The sequence below is a fragment of the Bordetella genomosp. 2 genome, assembly GCF_002261345.1.
Lineage (GTDB): Bacteria > Pseudomonadota > Gammaproteobacteria > Burkholderiales > Burkholderiaceae_B > Bordetella_A.
On sequence record NZ_NEVT01000009.1, the window covers coordinates 191,611 to 216,325 of the forward strand.

Annotated in this window: 24 protein-coding genes; 5 read left to right on the forward strand and 19 right to left on the reverse strand. The window is 68.8% G+C overall.

All coding sequences use genetic code 11. The features are described 5' to 3' along the window. Positions 1-2 precede the first annotated feature (2 nt). The 8 genes from CAL24_RS22335 to CAL24_RS22370 form a co-directional block, all read right to left on the reverse strand. Positions 3-626, reverse strand: coding sequence for a TRAP transporter small permease subunit (locus tag CAL24_RS22335; protein ID WP_094806985.1), 624 nt, complete (start codon positions 624-626; stop codon positions 3-5). Between the two features lie 173 nt (positions 627-799). Next, complete coding sequence (locus tag CAL24_RS22340) at positions 800-1,573, reverse strand: ABC transporter permease (RefSeq protein WP_028354338.1); 774 nt, start codon at positions 1,571-1,573, stop codon at positions 800-802. Next, entirely contained in the window at positions 1,570-2,358 is a 789-nt protein-coding gene (locus CAL24_RS22345) for an ABC transporter ATP-binding protein (protein WP_028354339.1), read from the reverse strand. Before CAL24_RS22345 ends, CAL24_RS22340 begins: the two co-directional genes overlap by 4 nt. Next, positions 2,355-3,380 (reverse strand): ABC transporter substrate-binding protein, encoded by a 1,026-nt coding sequence (locus CAL24_RS22350; protein WP_051439405.1) that lies wholly within the window; start codon positions 3,378-3,380, stop codon positions 2,355-2,357. The genes CAL24_RS22345 and CAL24_RS22350 overlap by 4 nt, the downstream gene beginning before the upstream one ends. A gap of 41 nt (positions 3,381-3,421) precedes the next feature. Next, a complete protein-coding gene (locus CAL24_RS22355; protein ID WP_094807967.1) occupies positions 3,422-4,624 on the reverse strand; it encodes a xanthine dehydrogenase family Fe-S subunit in 1,203 nt (400 codons plus the stop codon). Positions 4,625-4,633: 9 nt separating this feature from the next. Continuing rightward, a complete protein-coding gene (locus tag CAL24_RS22360) occupies positions 4,634-5,464 on the reverse strand; it encodes an FAD binding domain-containing protein (RefSeq protein ID WP_094807968.1) in 831 nt (276 codons plus the stop codon). After that, positions 5,461-7,839: a xanthine dehydrogenase family protein molybdopterin-binding subunit gene (locus CAL24_RS22365; RefSeq protein WP_094807969.1), complete on the reverse strand. Its 2,379-nt coding sequence runs from the start codon at positions 7,837-7,839 to the stop codon at positions 5,461-5,463. The genes CAL24_RS22360 and CAL24_RS22365 overlap by 4 nt, the downstream gene beginning before the upstream one ends. Before the next feature lie 19 nt (positions 7,840-7,858). After that, entirely contained in the window at positions 7,859-8,965 is a 1,107-nt protein-coding gene (locus tag CAL24_RS22370) for a TRAP transporter substrate-binding protein (protein ID WP_028354344.1), read from the reverse strand. Between the two features lie 84 nt (positions 8,966-9,049). On the opposite strand from CAL24_RS22370, the gene CAL24_RS24100 reads away from it, so the two are divergent. The 5 genes from CAL24_RS24100 (at position 9,050) to CAL24_RS22390 (ending at position 12,913) form a co-directional block, all read left to right on the forward strand. Then, complete coding sequence (locus CAL24_RS24100; RefSeq protein WP_141218108.1) at positions 9,050-9,379, forward strand: hypothetical protein; 330 nt, start codon at positions 9,050-9,052, stop codon at positions 9,377-9,379. 65 nt (positions 9,380-9,444) lie between these two features. After that, a complete protein-coding gene (locus tag CAL24_RS22375; RefSeq protein WP_094807970.1) occupies positions 9,445-9,759 on the forward strand; it encodes a non-heme iron oxygenase ferredoxin subunit in 315 nt (104 codons plus the stop codon). A 27-nt stretch (positions 9,760-9,786) separates the two neighbouring features. Then, the gene (locus CAL24_RS22380; RefSeq protein ID WP_094807971.1) at positions 9,787-11,055 is read left to right on the forward strand and encodes an NAD(P)/FAD-dependent oxidoreductase; all 1,269 of its coding nucleotides are present in this window, start codon (positions 9,787-9,789) and stop codon (positions 11,053-11,055) included. Positions 11,056-11,090: 35 nt separating this feature from the next. Continuing rightward, on the forward strand, positions 11,091-12,398 hold the full coding sequence (locus CAL24_RS22385; protein WP_028354347.1) for an aromatic ring-hydroxylating dioxygenase subunit alpha: 1,308 nt from the start codon (positions 11,091-11,093) through the stop codon (positions 12,396-12,398). Continuing rightward, positions 12,395-12,913 (forward strand): aromatic-ring-hydroxylating dioxygenase subunit beta, encoded by a 519-nt coding sequence (locus CAL24_RS22390; protein WP_170947152.1) that lies wholly within the window; start codon positions 12,395-12,397, stop codon positions 12,911-12,913. Before CAL24_RS22385 ends, CAL24_RS22390 begins: the two co-directional genes overlap by 4 nt. A 139-nt stretch (positions 12,914-13,052) precedes the next feature. Here the strand turns inward: CAL24_RS22390 and CAL24_RS22395 are convergent, their stop codons facing one another. The 11 genes from CAL24_RS22395 to CAL24_RS22445 all read right to left on the reverse strand — a co-directional run bounded on the left by CAL24_RS22395 (position 13,053) and on the right by CAL24_RS22445 (position 24,697). Then, complete coding sequence (locus tag CAL24_RS22395) at positions 13,053-13,676, reverse strand: isochorismatase family protein (RefSeq protein WP_028354349.1); 624 nt, start codon at positions 13,674-13,676, stop codon at positions 13,053-13,055. Between the two features lie 2 nt (positions 13,677-13,678). Beyond that, on the reverse strand, positions 13,679-14,722 hold the full coding sequence (locus CAL24_RS22400; RefSeq protein ID WP_094807972.1) for a 2,5-dihydroxypyridine 5,6-dioxygenase: 1,044 nt from the start codon (positions 14,720-14,722) through the stop codon (positions 13,679-13,681). Between the two features lie 13 nt (positions 14,723-14,735). After that, complete coding sequence (locus tag CAL24_RS22405; RefSeq protein ID WP_094807973.1) at positions 14,736-15,548, reverse strand: alpha/beta fold hydrolase; 813 nt, start codon at positions 15,546-15,548, stop codon at positions 14,736-14,738. A gap of 25 nt (positions 15,549-15,573) precedes the next feature. Beyond that, on the reverse strand, positions 15,574-16,326 hold the full coding sequence (locus CAL24_RS22410; protein ID WP_028354352.1) for a maleate cis-trans isomerase family protein: 753 nt from the start codon (positions 16,324-16,326) through the stop codon (positions 15,574-15,576). A gap of 25 nt (positions 16,327-16,351) precedes the next feature. After that, a complete protein-coding gene (locus CAL24_RS22415; RefSeq protein ID WP_094807974.1) occupies positions 16,352-17,314 on the reverse strand; it encodes an amidohydrolase family protein in 963 nt (320 codons plus the stop codon). Between the two features lie 276 nt (positions 17,315-17,590). Continuing rightward, entirely contained in the window at positions 17,591-18,124 is a 534-nt protein-coding gene (locus CAL24_RS22420) for a MarR family winged helix-turn-helix transcriptional regulator (RefSeq protein ID WP_028354354.1), read from the reverse strand. Between the two features lie 68 nt (positions 18,125-18,192). Continuing rightward, the gene (locus tag CAL24_RS22425) at positions 18,193-19,662 is read right to left on the reverse strand and encodes a TrkH family potassium uptake protein (protein ID WP_094807975.1); all 1,470 of its coding nucleotides are present in this window, start codon (positions 19,660-19,662) and stop codon (positions 18,193-18,195) included. A 52-nt stretch (positions 19,663-19,714) separates the two neighbouring features. Then, positions 19,715-21,094 carry a Trk system potassium transporter TrkA gene (gene trkA / locus CAL24_RS22430; RefSeq protein WP_028354356.1) on the reverse strand — a complete coding sequence of 460 codons (1,380 nt, stop codon included), beginning with the start codon at positions 21,092-21,094 and terminating at the stop codon, positions 19,715-19,717. After that, entirely contained in the window at positions 21,091-21,783 is a 693-nt protein-coding gene (locus CAL24_RS22435) for a response regulator (protein ID WP_028354357.1), read from the reverse strand. The genes trkA and CAL24_RS22435 overlap by 4 nt, the downstream gene beginning before the upstream one ends. A gap of 11 nt (positions 21,784-21,794) precedes the next feature. After that, positions 21,795-24,113: a sensor histidine kinase gene (locus CAL24_RS22440; RefSeq protein ID WP_028354358.1), complete on the reverse strand. Its 2,319-nt coding sequence runs from the start codon at positions 24,111-24,113 to the stop codon at positions 21,795-21,797. Further along, positions 24,110-24,697, reverse strand: coding sequence for a DUF4390 domain-containing protein (locus CAL24_RS22445; protein ID WP_028354359.1), 588 nt, complete (start codon positions 24,695-24,697; stop codon positions 24,110-24,112). Before CAL24_RS22445 ends, CAL24_RS22440 begins: the two co-directional genes overlap by 4 nt. Positions 24,698-24,715 lie beyond the last annotated feature (18 nt).

Sequence of the window (24,715 nt, forward strand, 5' to 3'; positions counted from 1 at the left end):
GATCAGCGGCCCTTGTCCTGTTGTTGTTGCAGGGCCGCTTCGCGCGCCTGCGCTTCACGGGCGATCTCCTCGGCCAGTTGCTCCTCGGCGCTCTTGCCCTCGGCGCGCGCCAGCGGGTCCGGCGCCTGCCCGCGCAGGTACCCCACGCACTTGATCAGCCGCGACACGCCCGCCAGCACCAGCAGCGCGAACCCCACCGGGATCAGCAGCTTGACCGGCCAGCGCACCAGCCCGCCCGAGTTCGACGACTGCTCGTTGGACACGTACGAGTCCATGAACATCGGCCACGACAAGTACATGATCAGGATCGCCATGGGCAACAGGAAAAACACCACGCCGAAGATCTCGATGTAGATCTGCGTACGCTTGGACAGGCGCGAGGACAGGATGTCCACCCGCACGTGTTCGTTCTTGAGCAGGGTGTAGCCGGCCGTGAGCAGGAACATGGCACCGAACATGTACCACTGCAGTTCCAGCCACGCGTTCGAGCTCGTCTCGAACACCTTGCGGACCAGGGCGTTGCCGGCGCTCACCAGCACCACCAGCAGCGTGATCCACGTCACGGCTCGCCCCACCCGCAGGTTCAGCGCGTCTATGGCGCGCGAGATAGCGAGTAATGCTTTCATGAAGATTCCCTTGGGGGTGTCATTGGAGGTTTTCTCGGTAGTGGTTGATGCGTTGGTGTCAGGCACGCAAGGTGTCTGACGCATGCTGCAAGGGGTGTCAGACACCTTGCGTGCCTGACACCTGGCGGCGCATGATGGCTGACTGGCACCGCCGCCGGCGCGCCGTGCCGCCGTCAATGCCCGCCATCGCGGCGGCGCCAGGGCGTGGCCTTGCGCTCCAGCCAGGCCAGCAGCCCGAACAGCGCCATGCCCATCAGCGCCAGCACGAACAGGGCGGCGAACACCCGCACGGTGTCGAAGGTGCCCTGCGCGCTCATGATGACGTAGCCCAGGCCGCGCTGCGACGAGACGAACTCGCCGACGATGGCGCCCACCAGCGCCAGCGAGATCGCCACCTTCATGCCGGTCACGATGGAAGGCAGGGCGGCCGGCAGCCGCACCTTGAAAAAGAAATCGCGCCGCGAGCCCTTCAGCACCCGGCCCAGGTCCAGCACGTCCTGCGGCACCGACTTCAGTCCGTGCACGGTGTCCACCACGATGGCGAACACCGCGATCAGGAACGCGATGGCGATCTTGGGCTCGGCGCCCGTGCCGAGCCAGATGACGAACAGCGGCGCCACCGCCACCTTGGGCACGCTGTTGAGCGCCACGATCAGGGGATAGCACACACTCTCGAACCAGCGCGATCCGACCAGCAGCACGGCCGTCAGTACGCCACCCACCACCGCCGCCAGGAAGCCGCCCACGGTGGTCAGCAGGGTGTACCAGGCATGGCCCGCGTACCAGCGCCAGTCGGTCGCCAGTTCGGCGGCGATCTGCGTCGGCAGGGGCAGCATGATGGGACGCACGTGCAGCGCGCGGGCCAGCGCCTCCCACAGCGCCAGGAACAGCAGCAGCGAAGCCAGGCCGGCGGCGCCGTGCAGCAGTTGTCGCGAAATGCCGGTCATGAGGCGCGCCCTCCTTCGTCGATCAGGCCCATCTGCTGGAACAGGCCGCGGATATGGCTTACATAGCGGCCGAATTCGGGGGTTTCGCGGATAGCCAGCGGCCGCGGCCGCGGCAGGTCGATGGCGATGGTCTCGACGACGCGGCCGGGACGCGGCGAGAACACCATGACGGTGTCGCCCAGGAAGACCGCCTCGGCGATGCCGTGCGTGACGAACAGCACGGTATTGCGGGTTTCCATCCAGATGCGCTGCAGTTCGACATTCATCTGGTCGCGCGTCAGCGCGTCCAGGGCGCCGAACGGCTCGTCCATCAGCAGCAGCCGCGGATCGTCGACCAGCGCCCGGCAGATGGCGGCGCGCTGGCGCATGCCGCCCGACAGCTCATGCGGATAGCACTCGGCGAAATCCTGCAGCCCCGTCAGCGCCAGCAAGGCGCGCACCTTGTCGGCATAGGCGCCCGCCGGCTTGTGGGCGAACTCGACCGGCAGCAGCACGTTGCGGCGGATGCTGCGCCAGTCCAGCAGCGCATCGCGCTGGAACACCATGCCGATGCCGTCGGGCGGGCCTTGCACCGGCCGGCCTTCGACCGCCAGTTCGCCCTGGCTGATGGTTTCCAGCCCGGCCACGCAGCGCAGGAAGGTGCTCTTGCCGCAGCCGCTGGGGCCCAGGATGCTGAGAAAGCGCCCGGCCGGCAGCTCCAGCGATACCGAATCGAGCGCGCGCACCCCACGCGCGCCGGGATATTGCTTGCCGACCCCGCGCGCCGCCACCGCCCATTGCGTCATGGCCGCACCATGGCGTCGTAGCGTTCCGGCTGCACCAGGCCGGGCGCGTAGAACGCCGCCGGGTCGGCATCGGCGCGCACCAGCCCCACCGAGGACAGCGTCTTGACCGCCTGCACCCAGTCCGCCGGCACCGGCGCGCCCACCCGCTGGCCGGCCGCCGGCGTGCCGAAGTAGTCGCGCAGCGCATCGATCTGGCCACGCAGTACGCGGGCATCCAGGCGCGCCTGCGGCCGCTGGGCCAGGATGGCCTGCACCGCCTCGTCCTGGTGGCCGGCATAGATGTATTCCCAGGCGCGCGCGCTGACGCTGGCGAAGCGCGCGATGGCGTCGCGCCGCTCGGCCAGCTTCTGTTCGCTGGCGAACAGGCCGAAGCTGGGCATGTCCAGGCCGAAATCGGCGAAGCGCACCGCCTTGGACGGCCGGTTCTGCGACACCACCGGCAAGAAGAACGGAATGGTGGAGAACGCCGCGTCGGCGCGGCCCACGGCGTAGGTCGACGCCTTGCCGGCGGCATCCACGTTGACCAGCTCCAGGTCGCCCTTGGCCAGCTTGCCGCGCGCCAGGAAGGCGTCGATGAACGGCGCCTCCAGCGATCCGGCGGTGTAGGCGACCTTCTTGCCCTTCAATTGCGCCGGGCCCTCGATGCCGGAGTCGGCCGGCACCAGCAGGCCGATGTCGCTGTGGCGCGCGAACACCGCCACCGCCTTGACCGGCAGGCCCTTGTCGCGCGCGATCATCATGGACGCCAGCGCGGCGTGGCCCACATCGAAGCTGTCGCCGCCGCCGACGATCTGCACCGTGGTGACCGAGCCGTTGCCATCCTCCAGGGCGACATCCAGGCCCGCCTGGCGGTACCAGCCCTTGTGCTGCGCCAGGTGGAAGGCGGCCTGCACGCCCCAGGGCGTCCAGTCGAGCCGCACCTTGAGCGGCTCCAGCGGCGGCGCCGCGAGCGCCTGGCCGCAGCACGCGACAGCCAGGGCCAGCACGAGCCGCCGCCCTATTCTTTCCATGACCGAGTGCATCGTTTTTTCCCCTTGACGATTGCTCCGCGGCGCGCCGGCAGTCAGCCCGCGCGCCCGAACCAGCGCTTGACGCGCATCCACAGCACGCTGAAGAACATCCCCACTGCATTGAACTCGGCTTGCGCCGGCGCTTCGCCGTCGGCGCCGGCGCCCAGGCGGGCGCCGACGTTCTTGCCGAAGTCGGCGATCATGCGGCGCACGAAGTCCTGCACCAGGCCGGAACGCGAGAACTGGGCCAGCGGCCCTTGCAGCGTGTATTGCAGGTCGACATCGACCCGGGTCTGCCCGCCCTCCAGCGCGCGCACCTGGTAGGCGATGTCGCCGGTGGCGCGCGACTGGCTCAAGGTGTCCTGGCCCGCGCCGCGCAGCACGGCGCGCCGGTTGGCGTCGTCGCGCTCGAGCCGCGCCGCGCCATTGAAGGCGGCGGCCATCGGACCGAACTTGATGGCAATGCGGCCCTTGACGCGGTCGCCGTCATGCTCCTGGATCGCGGCGCCCGGCAGACAGGCCGCCACCGCCGGCAGGTCGACCATGAAGGTCCATACCTGGTCCGCCGGGAACGGCACCTGGAAGCCGCCTTCGATATGGTTGCCCTTGCCGGCCGCGCGGGCCGGCGCCGGCTCGGCCGTGGCGGCGCGCGGCGTGGCCGGCGCGGCCGGGACCGGGTCCGCCGGGGCGAACGCCTGGAAGCCCGTCGGCGCGGGCGTGGCCGCGGCCGGGGCGGCGCCGCGCCCTTGCGCCAGTGCTTCGCGCAACGCGGTCACCGCCGCGTCGGGCTGCTCGCGCAGCTCGGCCAGCACCGACATCACGGCCGCGACGATCCCCATATAGCCAGTGCAGCGGCACAGGTTGCCGGACAGCTCCACGCGCACCCGGGCCTCGTCGGCCTCGGGCAGGCGCAGCACGATGTCGCGCGCCGTGGCCAGCATGCCGGGCGTGCAATAACCGCACTGCAGCGCATGATGGCGGGTGAAGGCCTGGCGCAGGCGGGCCATGACCGGATCGCCGTCGTAGCCCTCGATGGTGGTCACCCGGCGGCCCTCGCAGGCGGCGGCGAAGGCGATGCACGAACGCACCGGCTGTCCGTCCAGCAGCACCGTGCACGCGCCGCACACGCCGTGTTCGCAGCCCAGGTGGGTGCCGGTCAGGCGCGCCTGGTCGCGCAGAAAGTCGCCCAGGTGCATGCGCGCGGGCGCCTCGTGCGATACCCGCTTGCCGTTGATTTCCAATGAAACTTGAACCATGGTGTCTTCCTATGCGGCCAGGGCCTGCCCGAGGCAGCGCGCCACGGCGGTGGCATGCAGCTTGCGATGCAGCGGGTCTTTGTCGGGCATGACGGCGGCCAGCTCGTCCAGGATGCGGCCATTGGCGGCCGGCGCGGCGCCGGTGCGCGCCACCTCGGCGGCCAGGCCGGGCAGCAGCGCCGGCGGGCCGTCCAGGGCGCCGACCGCGACGCGGGCCACCTTGCCCGCCGGGTCGAACCAGGCCGCACAGGCGGCCTCGGCGAACTCGCCGGTCTTGCGGCAGAACTTGTAATAGCCCCAGCGCGCCTGGGCCTCCCGGCGCGGCACGTGGACCGCGACGATCAGTTCGTCCTCGCCCACCGCCGTCGTATAGGCGCCGTGCATGAAGTCACTGGCGGCGACCAGGCGCGTGCCGGCCGGCCCGGCGATCTCGATGTCGGCGCCGAGCGCCACCATGGTCAATACCCAGTCGGCCGCCGGGTCGGCATGCGCCAGACTGCCGCCCAGGGTGCCGCGATTGCGGATGGCGCGGTAGGCGATGCCGCCCGCCACCTGCTGCAGCACCGAGCCGCGCAGCGGCGGAAACACGCCATCCTCGATCTCGGCGTGGGTGACGCCGGCGCCGACCCGCAAGCGGCCGTCCTGTTCGGCAACGCCGCGCAACTCGTCCATGCCGGCGATATCCACCACCACGGCCGGCCGCGCCAGACGCAAGTTGAGCATCGGCCCCAGCGACTGGCCGCCGGCCATGAGCTTGGCGCGGCCCTCGTGCTCGCGCAGCAGGCCGAGCGCCTGCGCCACCGACGCGGCGCGCACATAATCGAAGCGGGCGGCTTTCACGCGACCTCCTTTGCGCCGGCGGCAATGGCGCTCAGCACGCGCATGGGCGTCAACGGGGTATGCGACAGCTCGGCGGCACCGATGCGCGCCAGCGCGTCGTTGACCGCGCCGAACAGCACCGCCGGCGGCGCGATGGCGCCGCCCTCGCCCATGCCCTTGGCGCCGAACTCGGTATGCGGCGAGGGGGTTTCGAAATGGTGCAGGCGCAGGTTGGGCACCTCGGTGGCCCCCGGCAGCATGTAATCGGCCAGGGTCGAAGCCAGCGGCTGGCCGTTGCCGTCGTACGGCACTTCCTCCAGGAATGCCGTGCCGATGCCCTGCGCGATGCCGCCGATGGTCTGGCCCTCGACCACCATCGGGTTGATCATGGTGCCGCAGTCCTCGACCACCGCGTAGTCAAGGATCTCGACCGCGCCGGTGTCCGGGTCGACGGCCACCACGGCCGCCTGGCTGGCATAGGTGAAACAGCCGGTGTCCACTTTCGGCTTGTAGCCCACGTGCACCTCCAGGCCGGCCGGATCCACATCGGCGGGCAGGAGGTGCGGCCGCAGGTACCAGGCATCGGCCACCTCGGCGGTCGGCACCGATTTGCCGCCGGCGCGGTAGCAGCCGTCCTGCAGTACCACCTGGGCCGCCTCGGCGCCCAGCAGGTGCGCGGCGATGTGGGTCAGGCGCGGCAGCAGGCGCTTGCATGCCTGCGACACCGCGCCGCCCGACATCACCAGCGAGCGCGATGCATAGGTACCGGTAGAAAACGGCGTCTGGCCGGTGTCGCCATGCAGCACCTTGATGCGGTGCACGTCGATGCCGAGGATCTCGTGGGCGATCTGGGCAAAGGTGGTTTCCATGCCCTGGCCATGCGAATGCACGCCGACGCGCACCTCCAGCCCGCCATCGGGCGTGACGCGCACGGTGGCCTGGTCATAGCCCGGGATGACCGGCGTGCCCCAGGCGGCGAACACCGACGTGCCGTGCGCGGCCTGTTCGGTATAAGTAGCCACGCCCAGGCCGATCAGGCGCCCGTCGGGCTCGCCGGCCGCCTGGCGCGCCCGCACCGCCGGCGCATCGACCATATCGAGCGCCTTGCGCAGGCTGGCGGGGTAATCGCCGCTGTCCAGGTGCTTGTTGGTCACGTTCACATAGGGCATCTGTTCGGCCTGGACCAGGTTCTCCAGCCGCACTTCCCACGGCTCGCGGCCCACTTCGCGCGCAATCGCGTTCATGGTCAGCTCCATGGCGAAGCACACGCCGGTGCGGGCCACGCCGCGATAGGGCACGAAGCCCGGCTTGTTGGTGGCGACGCAGCGCGTCACGCAGCGATAGCCCTTGAAGCCATACGGGCCGGGCAGGTTGCCGATGGCCTGGCCGGGCTCCAGGCCGATGGTGAACGGCCAGACCGAATACGCCCCGCCGTCGATGGTGATCTGGGCGTCCAGCGCCAGCAGCTTGCCGCGCCGGTCCACATAGGCGGCCATCTCGTAGTAATGCTCGCGCGAGTTGGCGCCGGCGGTCAGGTGCTCGCGGCGGTCCTCGATGAAGCGGAAGGGCCGCCGGTGGGTCTTGGCCAGCCACGCCACGCACAGCTCTTCCTGCTGCAGCACGCACTTGTAGCCGAACGCGCCGCCCACATCGGGCGAGATGACGCGCACGCGCCCCTGGTCCAGCCCCAGGCACTGGGCCAGGATGCTGCGGATCATGTGCGGCACCTGGGTGGCGCTGACCACCACCAACTGGTCGGCCTGGTGGTCCCAGTACGCCAGCACCGCCTTGCCTTCCATGGGCACCATGCACTGGCGGGCCAGGTCGATCTTGCGCCGCACCACCAGGTCGGCCTGCGCGGCGTACGCCTCGAAATCCTTGTCGGCGTTGAGCGTGACGAACACGTTGTCGCGCCAGTGCTCGTGCACCAGGTCCGTGGTGGCGGCCTGGGCGCTGGCGACATCGGCGTATACGGGCAGGTCGTCGTAGTCGACTTCGACCAGCTCGGCGTAGTCCTCGGCCTCGGCGCGCGTGGGCGCGAACGTCATGGCCACCGGCTCGCCCACGAAGCGCACCTTGCCAGAGGCCAGCGGCGGCTGGCTGGACGACTGGTAGGTGGGCAGCGTGGAGTCGGCCACGATGTCCAGCGCGTCCGCCATCATGTCGCGCAGCACCACGCTGCCCGCCACGCTGTCGGGCACGCGCACCGCCGTGATGCGCGCATGAGCCAGCGGGCTGCGCAGGAACGCCACCTCGCACAGGCCGGGCATTGCCATGTCGGCCACGAAGTTGCCCTTGCCGTGCAGGTGGCGCGCGTCTTCTTTGCGCGGCACGCGCGCGCCCACCCCCTGGCGCGCGCCGGCCGGTGCCGCATGGCCGGCGGTTTGTGTATTCATCGCTATCCTCTATGTTGCGTCAGGCTTTGGACTGATTGCGCGCCACCGCCGCGAACGTGTAGTTATCCAGAGCATTCTCGGCCACGCGGAACCAGCTGGCCTCGTCGGCCTGGAACTTCTTCCAGTCCGGGTAGATCGCCTTGAAATCCGGGTTCTTGTCGGACAGTTCGTCCCACAGTTCTTGCGAGGCCTTGTATACCGCGTCCATCACTTCCTTGGGGAAGAAACGCAGCTTGGCGCCGCCGGCGATGAGCTTGCGCAGCGCCAGCGGGTTGCGGGCGTCGTAGTTGGCCAGCATTTTCATGGTCTGCTCGCCGCAGGCGCACTCGAAGGCCGCCTGGTAGGCCGGCGGCAGCGCCTCCCAGGCCTTGTCGTTGACCATGGTGGTGATCGACGCGCTGCCCTCGAACCAGCCGGGCGAGTAATAGAACGGCGCCACCTTGTTGAAGCCGAGCTTTTCGTCGTCGTACGGGCCGATCCACTCGGCGGCGTCGATGGTGCCCTTCTCCAGCGCGGGATAGATGTCGCTGGGCGGAATCTGCTGGGGCACCGCGCCCAGCTTGGACAGCACCATGCCGCCGATGCCGCCGATGCGCATGTTGAGCCCCTGCAGGTCGGCGACCGAATTGATTTCCTTGCGGTACCAGCCGCCCATCTGGACGCCGACGTTGCCACAGACGTGGTTGACGATGTTGTACTTCTTATAGAGCTTGCGCAGCTGTTCCAGGCCGCCGCCATAGTGGATCCAGGCATTGTGCTGGCGGGCGTTCAGGCCGAACGACAGCCCGGTGTCGAATGTCAGCGCGGTGTTCTTGCCTATATACATGGTGCTGAGCACGTGGTTGCATTCCACCGTGCCGTTGCTGACCGCGTCCATGTTCTGCGCCGAGGGCACCAGCTCGCCGCCGGGAAATGCGCGGATCTCGAACTTGCCGTCGGTCAGCTGGCCGACGCGCTTGCACAGCTCGTCAGCCGAACCATAGATGGTGTCGAGGCTCTTGGGCCAGCTGGTGGACATGCGCCAGCGCACGGTAGGACTGCCTTGCGCCAGTGCGGGCAGGCTGGCGGCGGCCAGTCCGGCGCCGGCGGCGCCGGCGGCTTGAGCGAGAAAACGGCGTCGTTGCATGAATAGCTCCTGGTTTTCCGAAAATCGTTCCGCGGAACGGTCTGTCACGGCATCCGGGGGACGTCGCAGCCGGTCCGCCGGTTTATGAAGAAAGCTGTACAAAGACTGATTGCCGCATCTGCCAAGGTCTTGCCGGAGCGCGCGCGTGAAGCGCGGTTTGCTGCTGCGCAAAGTTCTGCCAAAAAAATGCAGTATGCTGACGTTTTATTCAGCATACTGATAGATTTTTCGGGTGTCAACGAGGTTTTCCCCGCACCACAGGCGGGCTTTCGCAAGGCCCGCACGCGCTTCCCCCGCCATTCGCTGATCGCGCGCATCTCCTTGCCTGGCGCGGCTTCCGGTGCAACGCCGGAGATCGGCGAAGAACCGACGCGGCATCCCCCGCCGGCCGTGCGCGCCTCGGGAAATCCCTAAGCCCGGTTCACGATTTATAGGCAGTACACTGTGCACATTTACTCAGCACACTGAATATATAAATCATGCCCTGGACCAAGATCGCCACGACCGACCAACTGGAAGACGACGACGAAATCCTGCCGGTTTCGATCGGCCAGACACAGCTTGCGCTGTATCGCAGCGAGGGCCAGTTCTTCGCCTCCGACAATGTCTGTACGCACGCTTATGCGCTGCTGTCGGACGGCTTCCTGGAGGACGGCTGCATTGAATGCCCGCTGCACCAGGCCAAGTTCGACATCCGCACCGGCCGTGCCCTGTGCGCGCCGGCCACGCGCGACATCCGCGTCTATCCGGTCAGGGTCGACAACAACGACATCCTGGTCGACCTGGAAGGCTAGGCCTGTCGAGGCCGCAAGGAGCCCCGCATGGAACCCTTATCGTCCATTGTGATTGTCGGCGCCGGGCAGGCCGGGGCAGTGGCGGCGGCCACGCTGCGCGAGCTGGGCTACGCGGGCGCGCTCACGCTGGTGGGCCAGGAACCGCACCCGCCCTACGAGCGCCCGCCGCTGTCCAAGGCGGTGCTGCAGGACGAAGCCGCCGCCGCGGCGGCCGCCGTGCACCCCGCCGATTTCTATAGCGCGCGCGATGTGCGGCTGGTCACCGGCGCCGCAGTGCGGACGCTGGACCGCGCGGCCCGCACGGTGGTGCTGGCCGATGGGCGCGAGCTGCGCTACGACCGCTGCCTGCTGGCCACCGGCGGCCAGGCCCGCGAGCTGCCGGGCTTGCCGCGCGGCGCGGCCGGCGTGCATTACATCCGCACCCTGGATGACGCGGCCGCGTTGCGCCAGGCCTTGCGGCCGGGCGCCTCTGTCGTGGTGGTGGGCGGCGGCTTCCTGGGACTGGAGGTGGCTTCCACCGCGCTGGCGCTGGGGGCCCGCGTCACCGTGCTGGAAGCCGCGCCGCGCTTGCTGCCGCGCGCCCTGCCCCCGGTCTTTTCCGACTGGCTCGCCGACCGGGCGCGCCAGGCCGGCGTGGCGCTGCGGCTGGACTGCGGCCTGCGCGCGAGCGCGCCCGGCCAGCCGGCCCGCGTGCAATTGCAGGACGGCGCCGAACTGCAGGCCGACGTGCTGGTGGTGGCGGTGGGGCTGGCCCCGTCGGTGGAGCTGGCGCGCGACGCCGGCCTGGCCATCGACGCAGCCACCGGCGGCATAAGGGTGGATGCGGCCTGCCGCAGCAGCGACCCGCATATCTACGCGGCCGGCGACTGCGCCAGCCAGCAGCGCGCGCCCCAGGATGCCTGCCTGCGCCTGGAATCCTGGCAGAACGCCAACGAGCAGGCCCGCACCGCCGCCGCCGGCCTGCTGGGCATGCCGCTGCCGGCGCCCGCATACCCGTGGTTCTGGACCGACCAGTACGGCTGCAATATCCAGATGCTGGGCCTGCCGCAGCCCGGGCTGGCCTATGTGCGCCGCGGCGCGGCCGACGCTGCGGCCGCGGCGCCGCGCTTCCTGTGGCTCGGCCTGCGCGACGGCGTGCCAGTGCACGGCATTGCCGTCAATGCCGGCGGCGAGCTGCGGCAGCTGCGCGCGCTGTTCGAACGCGGGCTGCCGATCGACCCGCTGCTCTTCGCCGACCCGGACACGCCGCTCAAGCCACTGGTCAAGGCCTGGCAAAGCGCGGCCGCCGGCGCCTGACTGTTGTTTCTTCCCTCCGGACTGGAGCTTGTTCCATGTATCAATCACAAACCGTCATCGGCCGCACCCTGGCGGCCAAGGATGCGGCGCTCGAGGACTGCATATGGCCCGAGGACGCGCTGCACGCCATTCCCGACTGGGTCTACACCAGCGCGGCCGTGTATGAGAAAGAGATAGAGGTCATCTTCCATGGCAAGACCTGGAACTATGTGGCCCTGGAAGCCGAAGTCCCCAACCCGGGGGACTACAAGCGCTCTTATGTCGGCCCCACGCCGGTGGTGGTGTCGCGCGCCGAGGACGGCTCGATCAACGTGTTCGAGAACCGCTGCGCCCATCGCGGCGCGGAGTTCTGCCGGCACAGCCAGGGCAACGCGAAGGAGTTCGTGTGCCCGTATCACCAGTGGTCCTACGACCTGAAGGGCAACTTGCAGGGCATACCCTTCAAGCGCGGCGTGAACCGCATCGGCGGCATGCCCAAGGACTTCCGCAACGAGCAGCACGGCTTGCGCAAGCTGCGCGTGACCACGCGCCACGGCGTGGTGTTCGCATCGTATTCGGAAGAGACCGAGCCGCTGGAGGAATACCTGACGCCGGAGATCCTGGCCGACTTCGACACGGTATTCCCGGGCAAGCCGCTCAAGGTGCTGGGCTACTACCGCAACGAACTGCCCTGCAACTGGAAGATGTACCACGAGAACCTCAAGGACCCCTACCACGCCACATTGCTGCATTCGTTCCTGGTGGTGTTCGGGCTGCTGGTGGCGGGCAACAAGTCGGCCATGCTGGTCGATACCGTGCACGGCCGCCACGGCACCATGGCGTCGGCCAAGAGCGAAGACAAGTACGCCAAGGTCAGCGACGAGAACAAGAAGGAAATGCGCTCGTTCCACGACGGCCTGTCGCTGCGCGATGATCGCTTCCTGGAGTTCGTCAAGGAATTCGATTCGCCCTGGTCGGTCACCATGCAGACCATCTGGCCGAACCTGATCGTGCAGCGCGAGATGAACACCCTGGGCGTGCGCCAGATCGTGCCCAACGGACCGGACAGCATGATCATGCAGTGGACCATGTTCGGCTATGAAGACGACACACCGGAAATGCAGCGGCACCGCCTGCGCCAGGGCAACCTGATGGGACCGGCCGGTTTCCTGGGGCTGGAAGACAACGAGGCGATGAAATTCGTGCAGGAAGGCGTGCGGCGCGCCAGCACCGGCGTCAATGTGCTGAAACTGGAGTCCGGCAAGCTGGGCACCTCGGACAGCCTGATCTCCGAGGCGGCCATCCGCTCCATGTATGCCTATTACCGCCAGGTCATGGGCATCCCCGTGGGAGGCGCGCAATGAGCATGCAACTCGCCTATGCCGAGCGCCGGATCGATCCCGCCCGCGCCATTGCGCTGAAACTGGAGATCGAGGAGTTCAACGCCGACTACTGCGCGGCACTGGATGGCGGCCAGGTCGAGCGCTGGCCCGAGTTCTTCACGCGGGACGCGCTATACCGGGTCACGGCGCGCGAGAACGCCGAGCTCGGCCTGCCGGTCGGCCTGGTGTACGCCGAGGGCCGCGACATGATGCACGACCGCGCCGTCGCCATCGCCCGCACCCAGATGTTCGCGCCGCGCCACATGCTGCACCTGTTGAGCAATACGCGCGTCACGCACGAGTCGGCCGACGGCGAGATCGCGGCGACGGCCAGCTTCCTGCTGCTGCAGACACTGGTGGAAGGCCCCACCACCCTGCACCTGGCGGGGGTGTACTACGACCGCTACGCGCGGGAAGACGGCGTGCTGAAGCTGCGCGAACGGCAGGTGGTGTATGACACCACCATCCTGGCCAACGACCTGGTGTACCCCGTCTGAGCGCCTGCCGCCCTGCCCGGGGGCAGGCGTCGCGGGAGGTGTCTGACACCCTGCGGGTGTCAGACACCGAGATGCGGCCAGGCCGCCCTCACGCAGCGGTGTCGGGCGCCCCGTGGCCTGACACCTGTCCCGCCGCTTTCTACAGCCGCTCCAGCGCGGCCAGCGCTTCATCGCGGGGCATTACGGCGGCGTACTTCTGCTCCATGTCGAACAGGCTCGCCTCGTGCGGCGCCAGGGCGCGGTCGCCCACGCAGTCGGCCACCACCAGCGGGCGAAAGCCGTGCGACATGGCGTCGACCACGCTGGCGCGCACGCAGCCGCTGGTGACGGCGCCGGCCACCGCCAGGGTCTGCACCCCGCGCTGGGCCAGCCAGGCCGCCAGGCCGGTGCCGAAGAAGGCCGACGGCACGGTCTTGCGCACCACCAGCTCGCCGGCCTGCGGCGCCAGTTCGGGCACGATGGCGCTGTTGTGCGCCGCCTCCTTCAAGGTCAGCATGCCCGGCACCTTGAGGCTGAAGATATTGTGGTCGGCGTCGTCGTCGGCATAGACGATGCGGCTGTGCGCCACTGCCCAGCCGCGTTCGCGGGCGCGCCGCAGCAGCGGCACGGTACGCTCGATGGCCTGCGGGATATTGCCGCCGCCGAACACCGCCGGGTCGGCAAAGCCGTTGACGAAATCGACGATCAGCAGGCCCACGGGCGCCTTCAGCTCGAGGCTGGCGCCGAAACCCTGGCGGCGATAGGTGCCGACTTCCCTGTCCACGCTCATGCCGCTTCTCCGTCCAGGACCTTGCCGTTGGCCACCACGTCCACGCCGTCCAGCCTCACCGTGCAGCGGCGCAGCGGAATGTCGATGTGGCAGGTGGTGGTGCGCGAGCCGCCCGCCTCGTTGTTGGGGCCCAGCGAGAACAGGAAGTTGCCCTCGTAGGCGCGCGCATCCATGCCGATGGTGGCCTCGCGGTCGTACAGGCCCAGCGTGGTCCAGTGGGCGCGCGGCTGCAGGCCCCAGCCGATATGCGATATGGCATAGGCCTCCGGGTCCTTGAACGAGGCCACGTACTCGCGCAGCAGCTCGGCATCCACGCCGCCCTCGATGCGGGTGGCATAGCCGTTTTCCACGGTCAGGCGCACCGGCTCGGCCACATAGCACTTCTGCGGCAGCAGGATGTCGCCGCGGTCCAGCACGATGGTGCCGTTGGCGCCGCCCTCGTTCGGCCAGGTCAGCACGAAGCCGCTGGGCCAGTGGTCCCAGCGGCCCGGCTCATCGACGAAACCGTACTCGCTGATGGCCGGGAACTCGCCCAGCGGGCAGCGCAGGTCGGTGCCGGCCGCCGACACCACGGTCATCTCGCGCGCCTGCGACAGACGCGCGGCGGCGCGCTTGACGCGCGCGCGATCCGCCTCGGTGGGCACCAGCCGGGCCAGCACCTCGGGCGGCTCGACCGCCAGCAGGATCTTGGTGCCGGTCTGCAGGATCTCGTGCTGCTCGGGCGAGAACAGCAGCGTCATCAGGTCCAGCACCAGGTCGCTTTCCTTCAGCGCGGCGATGGCCGCCCGATTGCCGGTCAGCGGGGTGGTGCCCAGGTAGGCCAGCGAATCGCGGCTCAGCGCCTTTGCGCCATTGACCGGCGGCAGGTCCAGCCGGTTGACCACCGCGCCCATCGACTGGGCGGCGATCAGGGCCGTGGACAGGTTCTGCGGGTGGGTGGCGGCGCTGGTCAGGATGGTGACCGTCTGGCCGGCCTGCAAGTTGGACAATGTCAGCACCTGCTTCCAGGCGCTGATCATTTCATGATCGCTCACGGGCATGATGGGCTCCTTGTCAAAGCGGGGCGCCGAGGAAGTCGCCGAAGGCGGCGTAGAAACCCGCCTCGTTGTCCCAGGGGATCATGTGGCCGGCGCCGGCCACCCGCACATGGGCCACGCCGGGCGCCAGCTGCTGGATCTCGCGCACGTCCTCGTCGCGCACCACGTCGCCGCGCTCGGCCGTCACCAGCAGGCCGGGCACGCGCAGCGCGGGCAGGTCGGCATGAATATCGTCGCGCTGGAAGCCGTCGAAGCTCGCCAGAATGGCCCGCTCGTCGCAGGTATGCAGCCACTGGGCGCGCAGCCGCAGCTGCTCTTCGGTCCAGGTCGGGCAATAGACCCGCATGTCCTCGGCGCTCATGCCGGCGCGCGCTTCGGCCATGGAGCCCACGTACCACGGCAGTTTGGCGGGGTACGGCCGGCGGCCGGGGCCCGAGACGGGCGGGTCCACCATGACCAGCCGCGCCAGGCCCGGCGGCTGGGCGCGCGCGGCGCGAATGCCGATGCGCGCGCCCATCGAATGTCCCACCAGGCTGTAGCGCGCCAGGCCCAGCGCCTGGGCGAAGGCGACGACATCGGCGGCCTGCGCGTCCAGGCTGTAGTCCAGGCTGTCCGAAGCCTCCGACAAGCCGCGGCCGCGCACATCCAGAACGTAGGTATCGAACACGGCGCCGAAGCGCTCGCCGACGAACCCCCAGGTCACCGCCGGGCTGGTGATGCCCGGCACGATGATCACCGGGTCCGCGCCCTCGCGCGCGCCGCCGTAGCGCAGGTAGTGCTGGCGGATGCCGTTGGCGCGCACGTGGGCGCCATAGAGATAGGTGCTCATGGTTGCTCCCCTTGTCCGCGCCCGCTCAGTACGCGCCCGACAGCAGCGCGCCGGCGCCGGGCACCACCGGCTCCAGGTCCAGCGCCTTGAGCATGGCGTAGGTCGTGGCCACCGCGGCGGTGACCACCGGCTTGCCGGTCAGCGCCTCGACCTTGGCGATGGCCGGCAGCGACGGCATCTGCACGCAGGCCGACAACACGATCGCATCGACCCCGCGCGTGTCCATCTGCGCCACGATCCCGGGCAGGCGCGCCGGATCGTGCCGCCCCACCTCCAGGTTGTCGGGGATCTCCAGCGCGCGGTAGTCGGCCACCTCGTAGCCTTCGTTGCGGATGTAGTCCACCACCAGCTCGGTCAGCGGCTTCATATAGGGCGCCACCACGGCGATGCGCCGCGCGCCGATGACTTGCAGCCCGTTGACCAGCGCGCCGGCGCTGGTGATCACCGGCGCGTCGGCGCCGTTGGCGGCGGTATGCGCCTGCAGCCGCTGTTCCGAGACCCGGTGGTAACCGTGCCCCATCGCCATGATGGCCACCAGGCAGGCATAGCCCAGCACGTCGACCCGCGCGTCGCTCAGCTCCACCGCGCAGCGGTCGGATTCGGCGTCCATGGCGGCCAGTTCCTCCTTGACCACCTTCTTCATGCGCATGCGGCTGGAATGAAAAGTGAAGCGCTCCGGCCGGATCTGCTGGCGCGCCATCAGCATGGCCGGAATCTCGGTTTCCATCGTGGTGTTGGAACTCGGCACGATCTGGCCGATGCGGTAGGTCTTCTGCATGTCGTCCTCCGTGGGCGTCGGATGGTCAGAGTTTGAACAGGCGCTGGGCGTTGCCGCGACAGACCAGCTCGCGGGTGGCTTCGTCCAGCGGCGCGGTCTCGATGAATTCCACCGCCAGCTCGGTGGACTCGTACGGATAATCGATGGAGAACATCACCGCTTCGGCGCCCATCTCGGCAATGGCGCCCACCAGCGTGGCGTGCGAACACACGCCGGAAGTGGTGATCAGGACGTTGGCGCCGATGTACTCGGATGGCTTGCGCTGCAGCTTGACGCCGTAGGGATAGGCGGCGAAGCGGCTGTCGAACCGCCAGCGCTGGAACGGCAGGCCCTCGCCCATGTGCCCCAGGATGAGCTTCACCCCGGGATAGCGGTCGAACACGCCGCCGAAGATCAGGCGCAGCGTGTGGGTGGCGGTCTCGACCCCCCAGCCCCAGGTGGCGCCGGCCAGTTCCGGGTGCCCGCGGTAGGCGTGCGGCTCGACATACGCGTAGAACGGATGCAGGTACAGGGGCACGTCGAGGTCCTGCAGGCGTTGCCAGAATACGTCGTAGGCAGGGTCGTCGTAGTACACGCCGTTGGTGTGGCCGTTGACCAGCGCGCCCTTGAAGCCCAGCTCGGTGACGGCGCGCTCCAGTTCGGCGGCGGCGGTGGCCGGGTCATGCATGGGCAGCGTGGCAAACGCGCCGTAGCGATCGGGGCGCTGCGCGACCTGCCCGGCCAGGAAATCGTTGTTCTCGCGCGCCCGCTTGAGGGCGATGGCGGGGTCGCGCTCGCCCTGCACGCCGGGGCCGGTCTGCGACAAGATGACATAGTCGATCCCGGCGCGGTCCATCAGGTCCAGCCGGTCCTGGCCGAAATCCGTCAGCCGGGCGCCCAGCTCGGCCGCGGTGGCCGGGTCCAGGTGCTGGACGAAGGCCCGTGAATAGTCCCCGAATCCGACCGCCGTGTAGTGCTCCTCGAAGGCAATCTTGCGCACTCTCGTCATTCCTCTACTCCCCTGGGGATGCGGCCGTCGTTGCCGTGGCCATCCGGTCAGTTAATCAGCATACTGAATATATGCGACGGTTGCCGCCGCCACCATCGTGCCGCCGCCACGCCGGCAGCGGCCTCGATTTATTTCAGTATACTGATTTTATACTCAGCATACTGACAAATAAAAGGGATTTTTGGGGATCGTGCACAGGGTTATCCCGCCCCTCTCCCCGGGTCCAGGGAAGGGGCCTGGACGAAAACCGCCGGCGGGAAAAGACGCGGGACGGCCTCAGAAGGTCTTGAGGGCCGTCCGGCTGTACTGGTTATTGGCCTCGACCAGCGTCGACAGCAGCTTCATGAAGATCTCGCGGTTGCGCGGCGTCAGCGGCTCGAGCAGGCGCTGCTGGGCGCGCGCCATGCCGCCCTGCAGCAGGCCCATGATGCGCAGGCCTTCCTGGGTGATCACCGCCTGCCGCGACCGCTTGTCGTTGGGATTGACGCGGCGCTCGACCAGGCCGCGCTCCTGCAGGCGCTTGATCACGTCCGCCGTGGTGGTGCGGTCCAGGCCGAGCTCCATGCCGATGGCGGTCTGGTCCAGCCAGGGGCTGAGCGACAGCGCGGTCAGCACCCCGTACTGCACCGGGGTGACGTTCTGGGTCTTGCACTCTTCGTAGAACAGCGCGTAGTGGATCTGGTTGAGCCGGCGCACCAGGTAGCCGGGGCGCGACCAGAGCACCTGCTTGGCCGGGTCGAAGACCGTGCTTTCGGAAGGCCGGGAAGCGCCGCGCGCCTTTTTGCTTGCCTGGTTGTCTCGTTCCGGCATGGAAAACGTAGCCTTATATTGTTAGTACACTGAATATTACACCACCACCATGAAGTGGCCTTTACAGGCTATTTTCGCCAGAACATCGGCGTGAACAACACCATTACGGTCAATAATTCGAGCCGGCCGATCAGCATCGCGAAGGTGCAGACCCAGGTCTGGAAGTCGGTCAGTACCGAGAAATTGCCCATCGGGCCCACGGGTCCCAGGCCCGGGCCGGTATTGTTGATGCTGGCGATGACCGCCGAGAAGGCCGTGACGGGCTCCAGGCCCGACACCAGCAGCAGGCTGGTGAGCACCCCGATCGACAGGCCGTAGGCCACCATGAAGGCCAGCACCGAGGCCATGACGCGCGGGTTCACCAGCCGCCCGCCCACGCGGATGGGGCTGACCGCCTGCGGATGCAGCATGGTGACCAGCTCGTTGCGGGCCTGCTTGACCAGCAGCACGGCGCGGATCATCTTGATGCCGCCGCCGGTCGAGCCGGCCGAGGTCACGAAGCCCGACAGCAGCAGCATGGTGAGCGGCGCGATCAGCGGCCAGGCGGCGTAGTCCACATTGGCGAAGCCGGTGGTGGTGGCCACCGAGATGGTATTGAACATGCCGTAGCGCAGGGCCTCCAGCGGCTCGTCGTAGATGCCGCGGAAATACAGGTACGCCGAGATCACCGCCCCGGCGCCCAGCATGATGACCAGGTAGGGAATGGTCTGCGGGCAGACCAGGTAGGCGCGGATGCGTCCCTGGCGCAGCGCGCTGAAATGGGTGGCGAAGTTGATGCCGGCCAGCGTCATGAAGACCATGGCGACCAGTTCGACCGGCACCGAGTCGAAATGCGCGAAGCCATCGTCGCGATTGGAAAACCCACCCAGGCCCATGGTGGTGGCGGTATGGCACCAGGCGTCGAACCACGACAGCCCGACGCCGCGGTAAGCGACCAGGCACAGCAGCGACATGCCGAAATAGACGCCGTACAAGGCCTTGGCGGTGCTGGCGATGCGCGGCGTCAGGCGCTCGTCTTTCATGGGGCCGGGGGTCTCGGCGCGCACCACCTGGTGCCCGCCCACGCCCAGCAGCGGCATGATGGCCACCGCCAGCACCAGGATGCCCAGGCCGCCGATCCACACCAGCGTGACGCGCCACAGGTTGATGGACGGCGGCAGCTTGTCCAGGCCGGTCAGCACGGTGGCGCCGGTGGTGGTCAGGCCGGACATGGCCTCGAAATACGCGTCGGTGAACGACAGCGGCAGGCCGGCGCGGTCGAAATAGATCAGCAGCGGAATGGCCGCCAGCAGCGGCAGCGCGGCCCATACCACCGACACCAGCAGGAAGCCGTCGCGCGCGTGCAGCTCGCTGCGGCAGCGGCGCGTCACCGCCCAGACCGCCGCCCCGCCGCCGAAGGCCAGCAGGAAGCCGTCGAGGAACGCGGTAAAGCCGCCGTCGTCGCCGATGTAGGCCATCAGCAGCGGCAGCAGCATGGTGAGCGAGAACACGACCATGGTCAGGCCGGCCACGTAGAAGGTCGCCAGCAAGCGCTTCATGCGATCCGCTCAACGTGCGTGGCCGTATGGCGCATGGATGGTCCGTCCGCGGTCAGAAGAAAGACGCCGACACCTGGAACAGCTTTTCCACGCGCGGCATCATCTGGCGCGACGGCACGAACACGATGACGTGGTCGTCGGTCTGGATGACGGTGTCGTCGTCCGGCATGATGATCTCGTCGCCGCGCGCCAGCGCGCCGATGCTGGCGCCCCTGGGCAGGCGGATGTCGCCGACCGCGCGGCCCACCACCTTGGAATTGCTGCGGTCGCCGTGCGCGACGGCCTCGATGGCCTCGGCCACGCCCTGCCGCAGGCGATGCACGGCGGCGATGTCGCCGCGGCGCACGTGGCGCAGCAGTTCGCTCAGGGTGGCCTGCGACGGCGACACGGCGATGTCGATGTGGCTGCCCTGCATCAGTTCGCCGTAGGCCTGCCGGTTGATCAGCGCGATCACCTTGCGGGCGCCCAGCCGCTTGGCCAGCAGCGACGACATGATGTTGTCCTCGTCGTCGCTGGTCAGGGCCAGCCAGGTGTCCATGTCCTCGATGTTCTCGCGCTCGAGCAGCTCTTCGTCGGTGCCGTTGCCGTTCAGGACCAGCACATTGCTGGGCAGTTCGGCGACCAGGTACTCGCAGCGCTTGGGGTCGCGCTCGATGATGCGCACGCTGTAGCCTTCGTCGGCCAGCTGGCGGGCCAGGCGCAGGCCGATGTTGCCGCCGCCGGCGATCATGACGCGGCGCACGGACTTCTCGGCCTCGCGCAGCTGGCGCACGGCGCGGCGCGCATGGCGGGTGTCGACCACCAGCACCACTTCGTCGCCCGGCGCGATGACGGTGCCGCGGTCGGCCTGCAGGGGCCGGCCGTCGCGCACCACGTCGACCACGCGCGCCGACACGTCGGGCCACACTTCGCGCAGCTGCGCCACCGGGTGGTGGGCCATGGGGCTGCCGTGGCCCACGCGCACCGTGAGCACGCTGATGCGCCCGTCGGCGAATTCGACCACCTGCAGGGCCTCGGGGAACTCGATCAGGCTGTGCAGGTAGGTGGTGACGCTGCGCTCGGGGCTGATCAGGGCGTCGATGCAGAAGCCCTCCTCGCCCATGAGCTCGGGATGCTCGGCGAAATCGGGCATGCGGATGCGGGCGATGCGCCGCGGCACATTGAACAGCTGCCGCGCGATCTTGCAGCCCACCATGTTGGCCGCGTCGGAGGCCGAACAGGCGATGAACAGGTCGGCGTCGGCCGCCCCGGCCGATTCCAGCACGGCCACCTGGGTGCCGTCGCCATGCACCACGCGCAGGTCGAAGCGGTCTTGCAGGTAGCGCAGGTGGTCGACGTTCGTGTCGATGACGGTAATGTCGTTCTGCTCGGACACCAGGTTTTCGGCCAGGCTGGTGCCGACACGACCGGCCCCCATGATGAGGATCTTCATGTGCCTCGCTTGCGCGCGGATTCGATGCCCAGCTGCTTGAGCTTGCGGTACAGGTGGGTGCGTTCCAGCCCGGTGCGCTCGGATACGCGGGTCATGCTGTGGTTCTCGCGCGCCAGGTGGTATTCGAAATAGATGCGTTCGAATTCGTCGCGCGCCTCGCGCAGGGGCTGGTCGAGGGCGATGGAGCCGAGCCGGCCGCTGGCCAGCGGGGCGGCCTCGGCCATGGGCGCGGCGGGCATGGCCACGGGCGCGTCGAGCTCGTCTTCGAGCGCCACGACCGGCGCCGCGGCCAGCGGCGCGGCGGCGGGCAGCGGATGCGGGGCCCGCCCGCGCGCCAGGCCAGCGGCGATGGTCTTGAGCAGGCGCTGCAGGGTGATGGGTTTCTCGAGGAAGTCCATGGCGCCGATGCGCGTGGCCTCGACGGCGGTATCGATGGTGGCGTGGCCGCTCATCATGATGACCGGCATGTCGAGCAGCCCTTGCGAGCCCCATTCCTTGAGCAGGCTGACGCCGTCGGTGTCCGGCATCCAGATGTCCAGCAGCACCAGGTCGGGGCGCGTGCGCAGGCGCGCGGCGCGTGCCTGCGCGGCATTTTCGGCCAGCTCGACCGTGTGTCCTTCATCGTAAAGAATCTCGGACAGGAGTTCGCGAATGCCGACTTCGTCGTCAACCACCAGAATTCTGGCCATAAACCATCCACCTATTGCGTAGCCGCATTATCCTTTTCTTGCGCAGTCGCGTCCATAGCGCCGGCTTTCGGCGCCAGGCGGGTCAGCAGTATCGAGACCCGCGCCCCACCTTCCTTGCGATTGGCAAGATCGATCCTGCCGCCATGTTCTTCGATGATTTTGCGCACAATTGCCAATCCTAACCCAGTCCCATGGGCCTTGGTGGTCACGTAGGGCTCGAAGGCCCGCTGCATGACCTTCTGCGAGAAGCCCTGGCCGGTGTCGGCGACGGTGAAGCGCAGCGCGGGCTGCGCGGCCGCTTCGTCTTCGGGCCCGCGCATCAGCTGCGTGGTGACGCGCACGCGCCCCTGGCCGCCCTGCTCCGCGATCGCGTCGCGGGCGTTCGACAGCAGGTTGTGGATGACCTGCCGCAGCTGGGTGGGATCGCCCTCGATCCAGGGCAGGCCGGGCTCGAGCTCGACGTCGAGATTCAGCGCCGGCGCGCCGGCGCGGCCCGCGCCGCCGCCTTCGCCCGGCTCCCAGCCGTACAGGGCCAGGACGTCGGCCACCAGGGCGTTGAAGTCGATCGACTGCATCACGGCCGGCGGGGTCCGGGCGTATTCGCGGAAGTCGTCGACCATCTGCTTGAGCGACCCCACCTGGTTGACGATGGTGTTGGTGGCGCGCTCGAGCATCTGCCGGTCGGCCGGCGCCAGGCGGTCGGCGAGCTTCATGGCCAGGCGCTCGGCCGACAGCTGGATGGGCGTGAGCGGGTTCTTGATCTCGTGCGCCAGCCGGCGCGCCACCTCGCCCCAGGCCACCGTGCGGTTGGCCGAGATGACTTCGGAGATATCGTCGAACACCACCAGGTAGCCGTTGCCGCGCCCGTCGACACGCAGGTGGGTGCCGCGCGCCAGCAGGGTCAGCGGCTGCGGCGGCTCGTCGCCGGAGCCGGCCAGGGCGATCTCGAACTGCTGCTGCCAGTGCAGGCGCTCGGACCCCACCGCGGCGTGCTGAGCGAAGGCCTGGCGCACGATCTGGGTGAATTCCAGCAAGCCGTCGACGGTTTCCAGCGGCCGCCCGATGACCGAGCGCAGGTCGGCCTGCAGAATGGATTGCGCCCCCTGGTTCACCATGGTGACGCGGAACCCTTCGTCGAACACCAGCACGCCGGACGACAGGTTCGACAGCACGCTTTCCAGGTATACGTTGGAACGCTCCAGCTGGCGGCGGTTGCTTTCCACCATGTGGCGGGCTTCGTCGAGCTGGCGCGTCATGGCGTTGAACGAGCGCGTCAACTGCCCGACCTCGTCGCGCTCGGGCGGTTCGGGCAGCGGCCGGTAGTCGCCCACCCCCACCGCCTGCGTCCCGGCCGCCAGGCGCAGCAGGGGCCGCACCAGCCGCTTGGACAGCGACAGGGCCACGGCGATGGCGGCGAACACCGCCAGCAGCAGCGCCAGCGTCAGGGTGATGCCGTACAGCTTGCGCAGGCCCAGGCGCGACAGGGCCAGTTCCTGGTAGTCGCGGAAGCCCTGCTGTACCTGGTTGGCGTTGTCGGCGATCTGCTCGGGCACCGGCTGCACCAGTTGCAGCCAGCGCGGCTCGGACGGCGAGGACAGCAGGCTGTCGAAGCGCGCCGGCGCGCCCAGCGGGATGACCACGCGCAGCAGCAGGCGGTCCTTGCCGCCCTGCGGGCCGGCCTCTTCGGCTTCGGCGGCCGAGTAGCCCCGGCCCAGGCGCAGCTGGTTGAGCACGGCGGGCGGCGGCATCTCGGGCAGCAACTGGCCGTACTGGTCGGTGGAGAACGCCACCAGCCGGCCGCTGCCCGTGAATACCATGACCTCCTGGACGCCGCTGGACTCGCGCAGCCGCGTGAGCGCCAGGGGGATGTCGCGGTCGGCGGCGTTGTTGAGCTCGGAGGCCATGGCGCGCGCCTTGGCGTCCATGTCGGCCAGCAGCGAGTCGAGCGCGGCGCGGCCGAGATTCAGGCCCGATTCGAGCGCGCTGTCGACCCGCACGTTGAACCAGGACTCGATCGAGCGCGACATGAACTGCACCGACACGGTGTAGATCAGCGCTCCCGGCACCACCCCGATGAGGGCGAACGCCAGCGCGAAGCGGGCCGTCATGCGGGCGCCGAACTGGCGGCGGCGGATCTGCCGCACCAGCCGGGTGGTCAATGCCACCACCCAGACGAACAGGGCCAGCGCGAAGACGCCGTTGAGGATCAGCAGGGTGTCGTAATAGCGGGCGAAGCGCGAGGCATTGCCGGTGGACCAGGCCAGCAGGCCCAGCAGCGCCAGCCCGCTGACCGCCCCGATGATCAGGGCCAGGCGTAGCAGGAGTCTCATGATGGATCCCGGGGCTCGGCCAGCGAGAACGAGAAATCGGTCCAGGGAGTGGCCAGCGACCATGAACTGCTGTTGAGCGCGTTGACCTGGAACGGCCGCGCCAGTTGCGAGGTATCGAGCCGCAGGCGCAGCTGGCCGCTATAGGACACGCCGTAGTCGAGCTCGTCCGCGCCGACCAGCGGCCAGTTGCGGATGTGGCGCACCATGTCCATGGCCTCGTCCAGCGACGACACCGGCAGCGAGAGTTCGCCGGTGCCGGCGCGCCACTGGCGGGTCAGGGCGTTGTAGACCACGCGCCAGGTCATGCTGGTGTCGACCACGGTTTCGTCGAACCACCACCAGCGGGCGCGGGTGATGGTGATGTCGGCGGTGAAGTACAGCGGCAGGCCGCGTTCGGCGGCATCGCGCAGCTGGTCGTTGAGCGGGAAATCGATGTCGGCGCTGATCTCGAGGCTGCCGTTGCGGATGCCCGGCTCGATGCGCGTGACGCGCGCCTCGTCGGCGTGCGCCAGCCCGCCCGGCCCGAGCGGGAACAGGGCAAATACCAGCAATAGCGCGCAACATAGGCGAGAGATCATCGACATTCGGCACCCAACGACATC

Excerpts from the sequence above, each read along its gene's own strand:
- CAL24_RS22335 (WP_094806985.1), bottom strand. The coding sequence starts at position 626 with ATGAAAGCATTACTCGCTATCTCGCGCGCCATAGACGCGCTGAACCTG.
- CAL24_RS22340 (WP_028354338.1), bottom strand. The coding sequence starts at position 1,573 with ATGACCGGCATTTCGCGACAACTGCTGCACGGCGCCGCCGGCCTGGCT.
- CAL24_RS22345 (WP_028354339.1), bottom strand. The coding sequence starts at position 2,358 with ATGACGCAATGGGCGGTGGCGGCGCGCGGGGTCGGCAAGCAATATCCC.
- CAL24_RS22350 (WP_051439405.1), bottom strand. The coding sequence starts at position 3,380 with ATGCACTCGGTCATGGAAAGAATAGGGCGGCGGCTCGTGCTGGCCCTG.
- CAL24_RS22355 (WP_094807967.1), bottom strand. The coding sequence starts at position 4,624 with ATGGTTCAAGTTTCATTGGAAATCAACGGCAAGCGGGTATCGCACGAG.
- CAL24_RS22365 (WP_094807969.1), bottom strand. The coding sequence starts at position 7,839 with ATGAATACACAAACCGCCGGCCATGCGGCACCGGCCGGCGCGCGCCAG.
- CAL24_RS22370 (WP_028354344.1), bottom strand. The coding sequence starts at position 8,965 with ATGCAACGACGCCGTTTTCTCGCTCAAGCCGCCGGCGCCGCCGGCGCC.
- CAL24_RS24100 (WP_141218108.1), top strand. The coding sequence starts at position 9,050 with ATGAAGAAAGCTGTACAAAGACTGATTGCCGCATCTGCCAAGGTCTTG.
- CAL24_RS22375 (WP_094807970.1), top strand. The coding sequence starts at position 9,445 with ATGCCCTGGACCAAGATCGCCACGACCGACCAACTGGAAGACGACGAC.
- CAL24_RS22380 (WP_094807971.1), top strand. The coding sequence starts at position 9,787 with ATGGAACCCTTATCGTCCATTGTGATTGTCGGCGCCGGGCAGGCCGGG.
- CAL24_RS22385 (WP_028354347.1), top strand. The coding sequence starts at position 11,091 with ATGTATCAATCACAAACCGTCATCGGCCGCACCCTGGCGGCCAAGGAT.
- CAL24_RS22390 (WP_170947152.1), top strand. The coding sequence starts at position 12,395 with ATGAGCATGCAACTCGCCTATGCCGAGCGCCGGATCGATCCCGCCCGC.
- CAL24_RS22400 (WP_094807972.1), bottom strand. The coding sequence starts at position 14,722 with ATGCCCGTGAGCGATCATGAAATGATCAGCGCCTGGAAGCAGGTGCTG.
- CAL24_RS22405 (WP_094807973.1), bottom strand. The coding sequence starts at position 15,548 with ATGAGCACCTATCTCTATGGCGCCCACGTGCGCGCCAACGGCATCCGC.
- CAL24_RS22410 (WP_028354352.1), bottom strand. The coding sequence starts at position 16,326 with ATGCAGAAGACCTACCGCATCGGCCAGATCGTGCCGAGTTCCAACACC.
- CAL24_RS22415 (WP_094807974.1), bottom strand. The coding sequence starts at position 17,314 with ATGACGAGAGTGCGCAAGATTGCCTTCGAGGAGCACTACACGGCGGTC.
- CAL24_RS22420 (WP_028354354.1), bottom strand. The coding sequence starts at position 18,124 with ATGCCGGAACGAGACAACCAGGCAAGCAAAAAGGCGCGCGGCGCTTCC.
- CAL24_RS22425 (WP_094807975.1), bottom strand. The coding sequence starts at position 19,662 with ATGAAGCGCTTGCTGGCGACCTTCTACGTGGCCGGCCTGACCATGGTC.
- trkA (WP_028354356.1), bottom strand. The coding sequence starts at position 21,094 with ATGAAGATCCTCATCATGGGGGCCGGTCGTGTCGGCACCAGCCTGGCC.
- CAL24_RS22435 (WP_028354357.1), bottom strand. The coding sequence starts at position 21,783 with ATGGCCAGAATTCTGGTGGTTGACGACGAAGTCGGCATTCGCGAACTC.
- CAL24_RS22440 (WP_028354358.1), bottom strand. The coding sequence starts at position 24,113 with ATGAGACTCCTGCTACGCCTGGCCCTGATCATCGGGGCGGTCAGCGGG.
- CAL24_RS22445 (WP_028354359.1), bottom strand. The coding sequence starts at position 24,697 with ATGTCGATGATCTCTCGCCTATGTTGCGCGCTATTGCTGGTATTTGCC.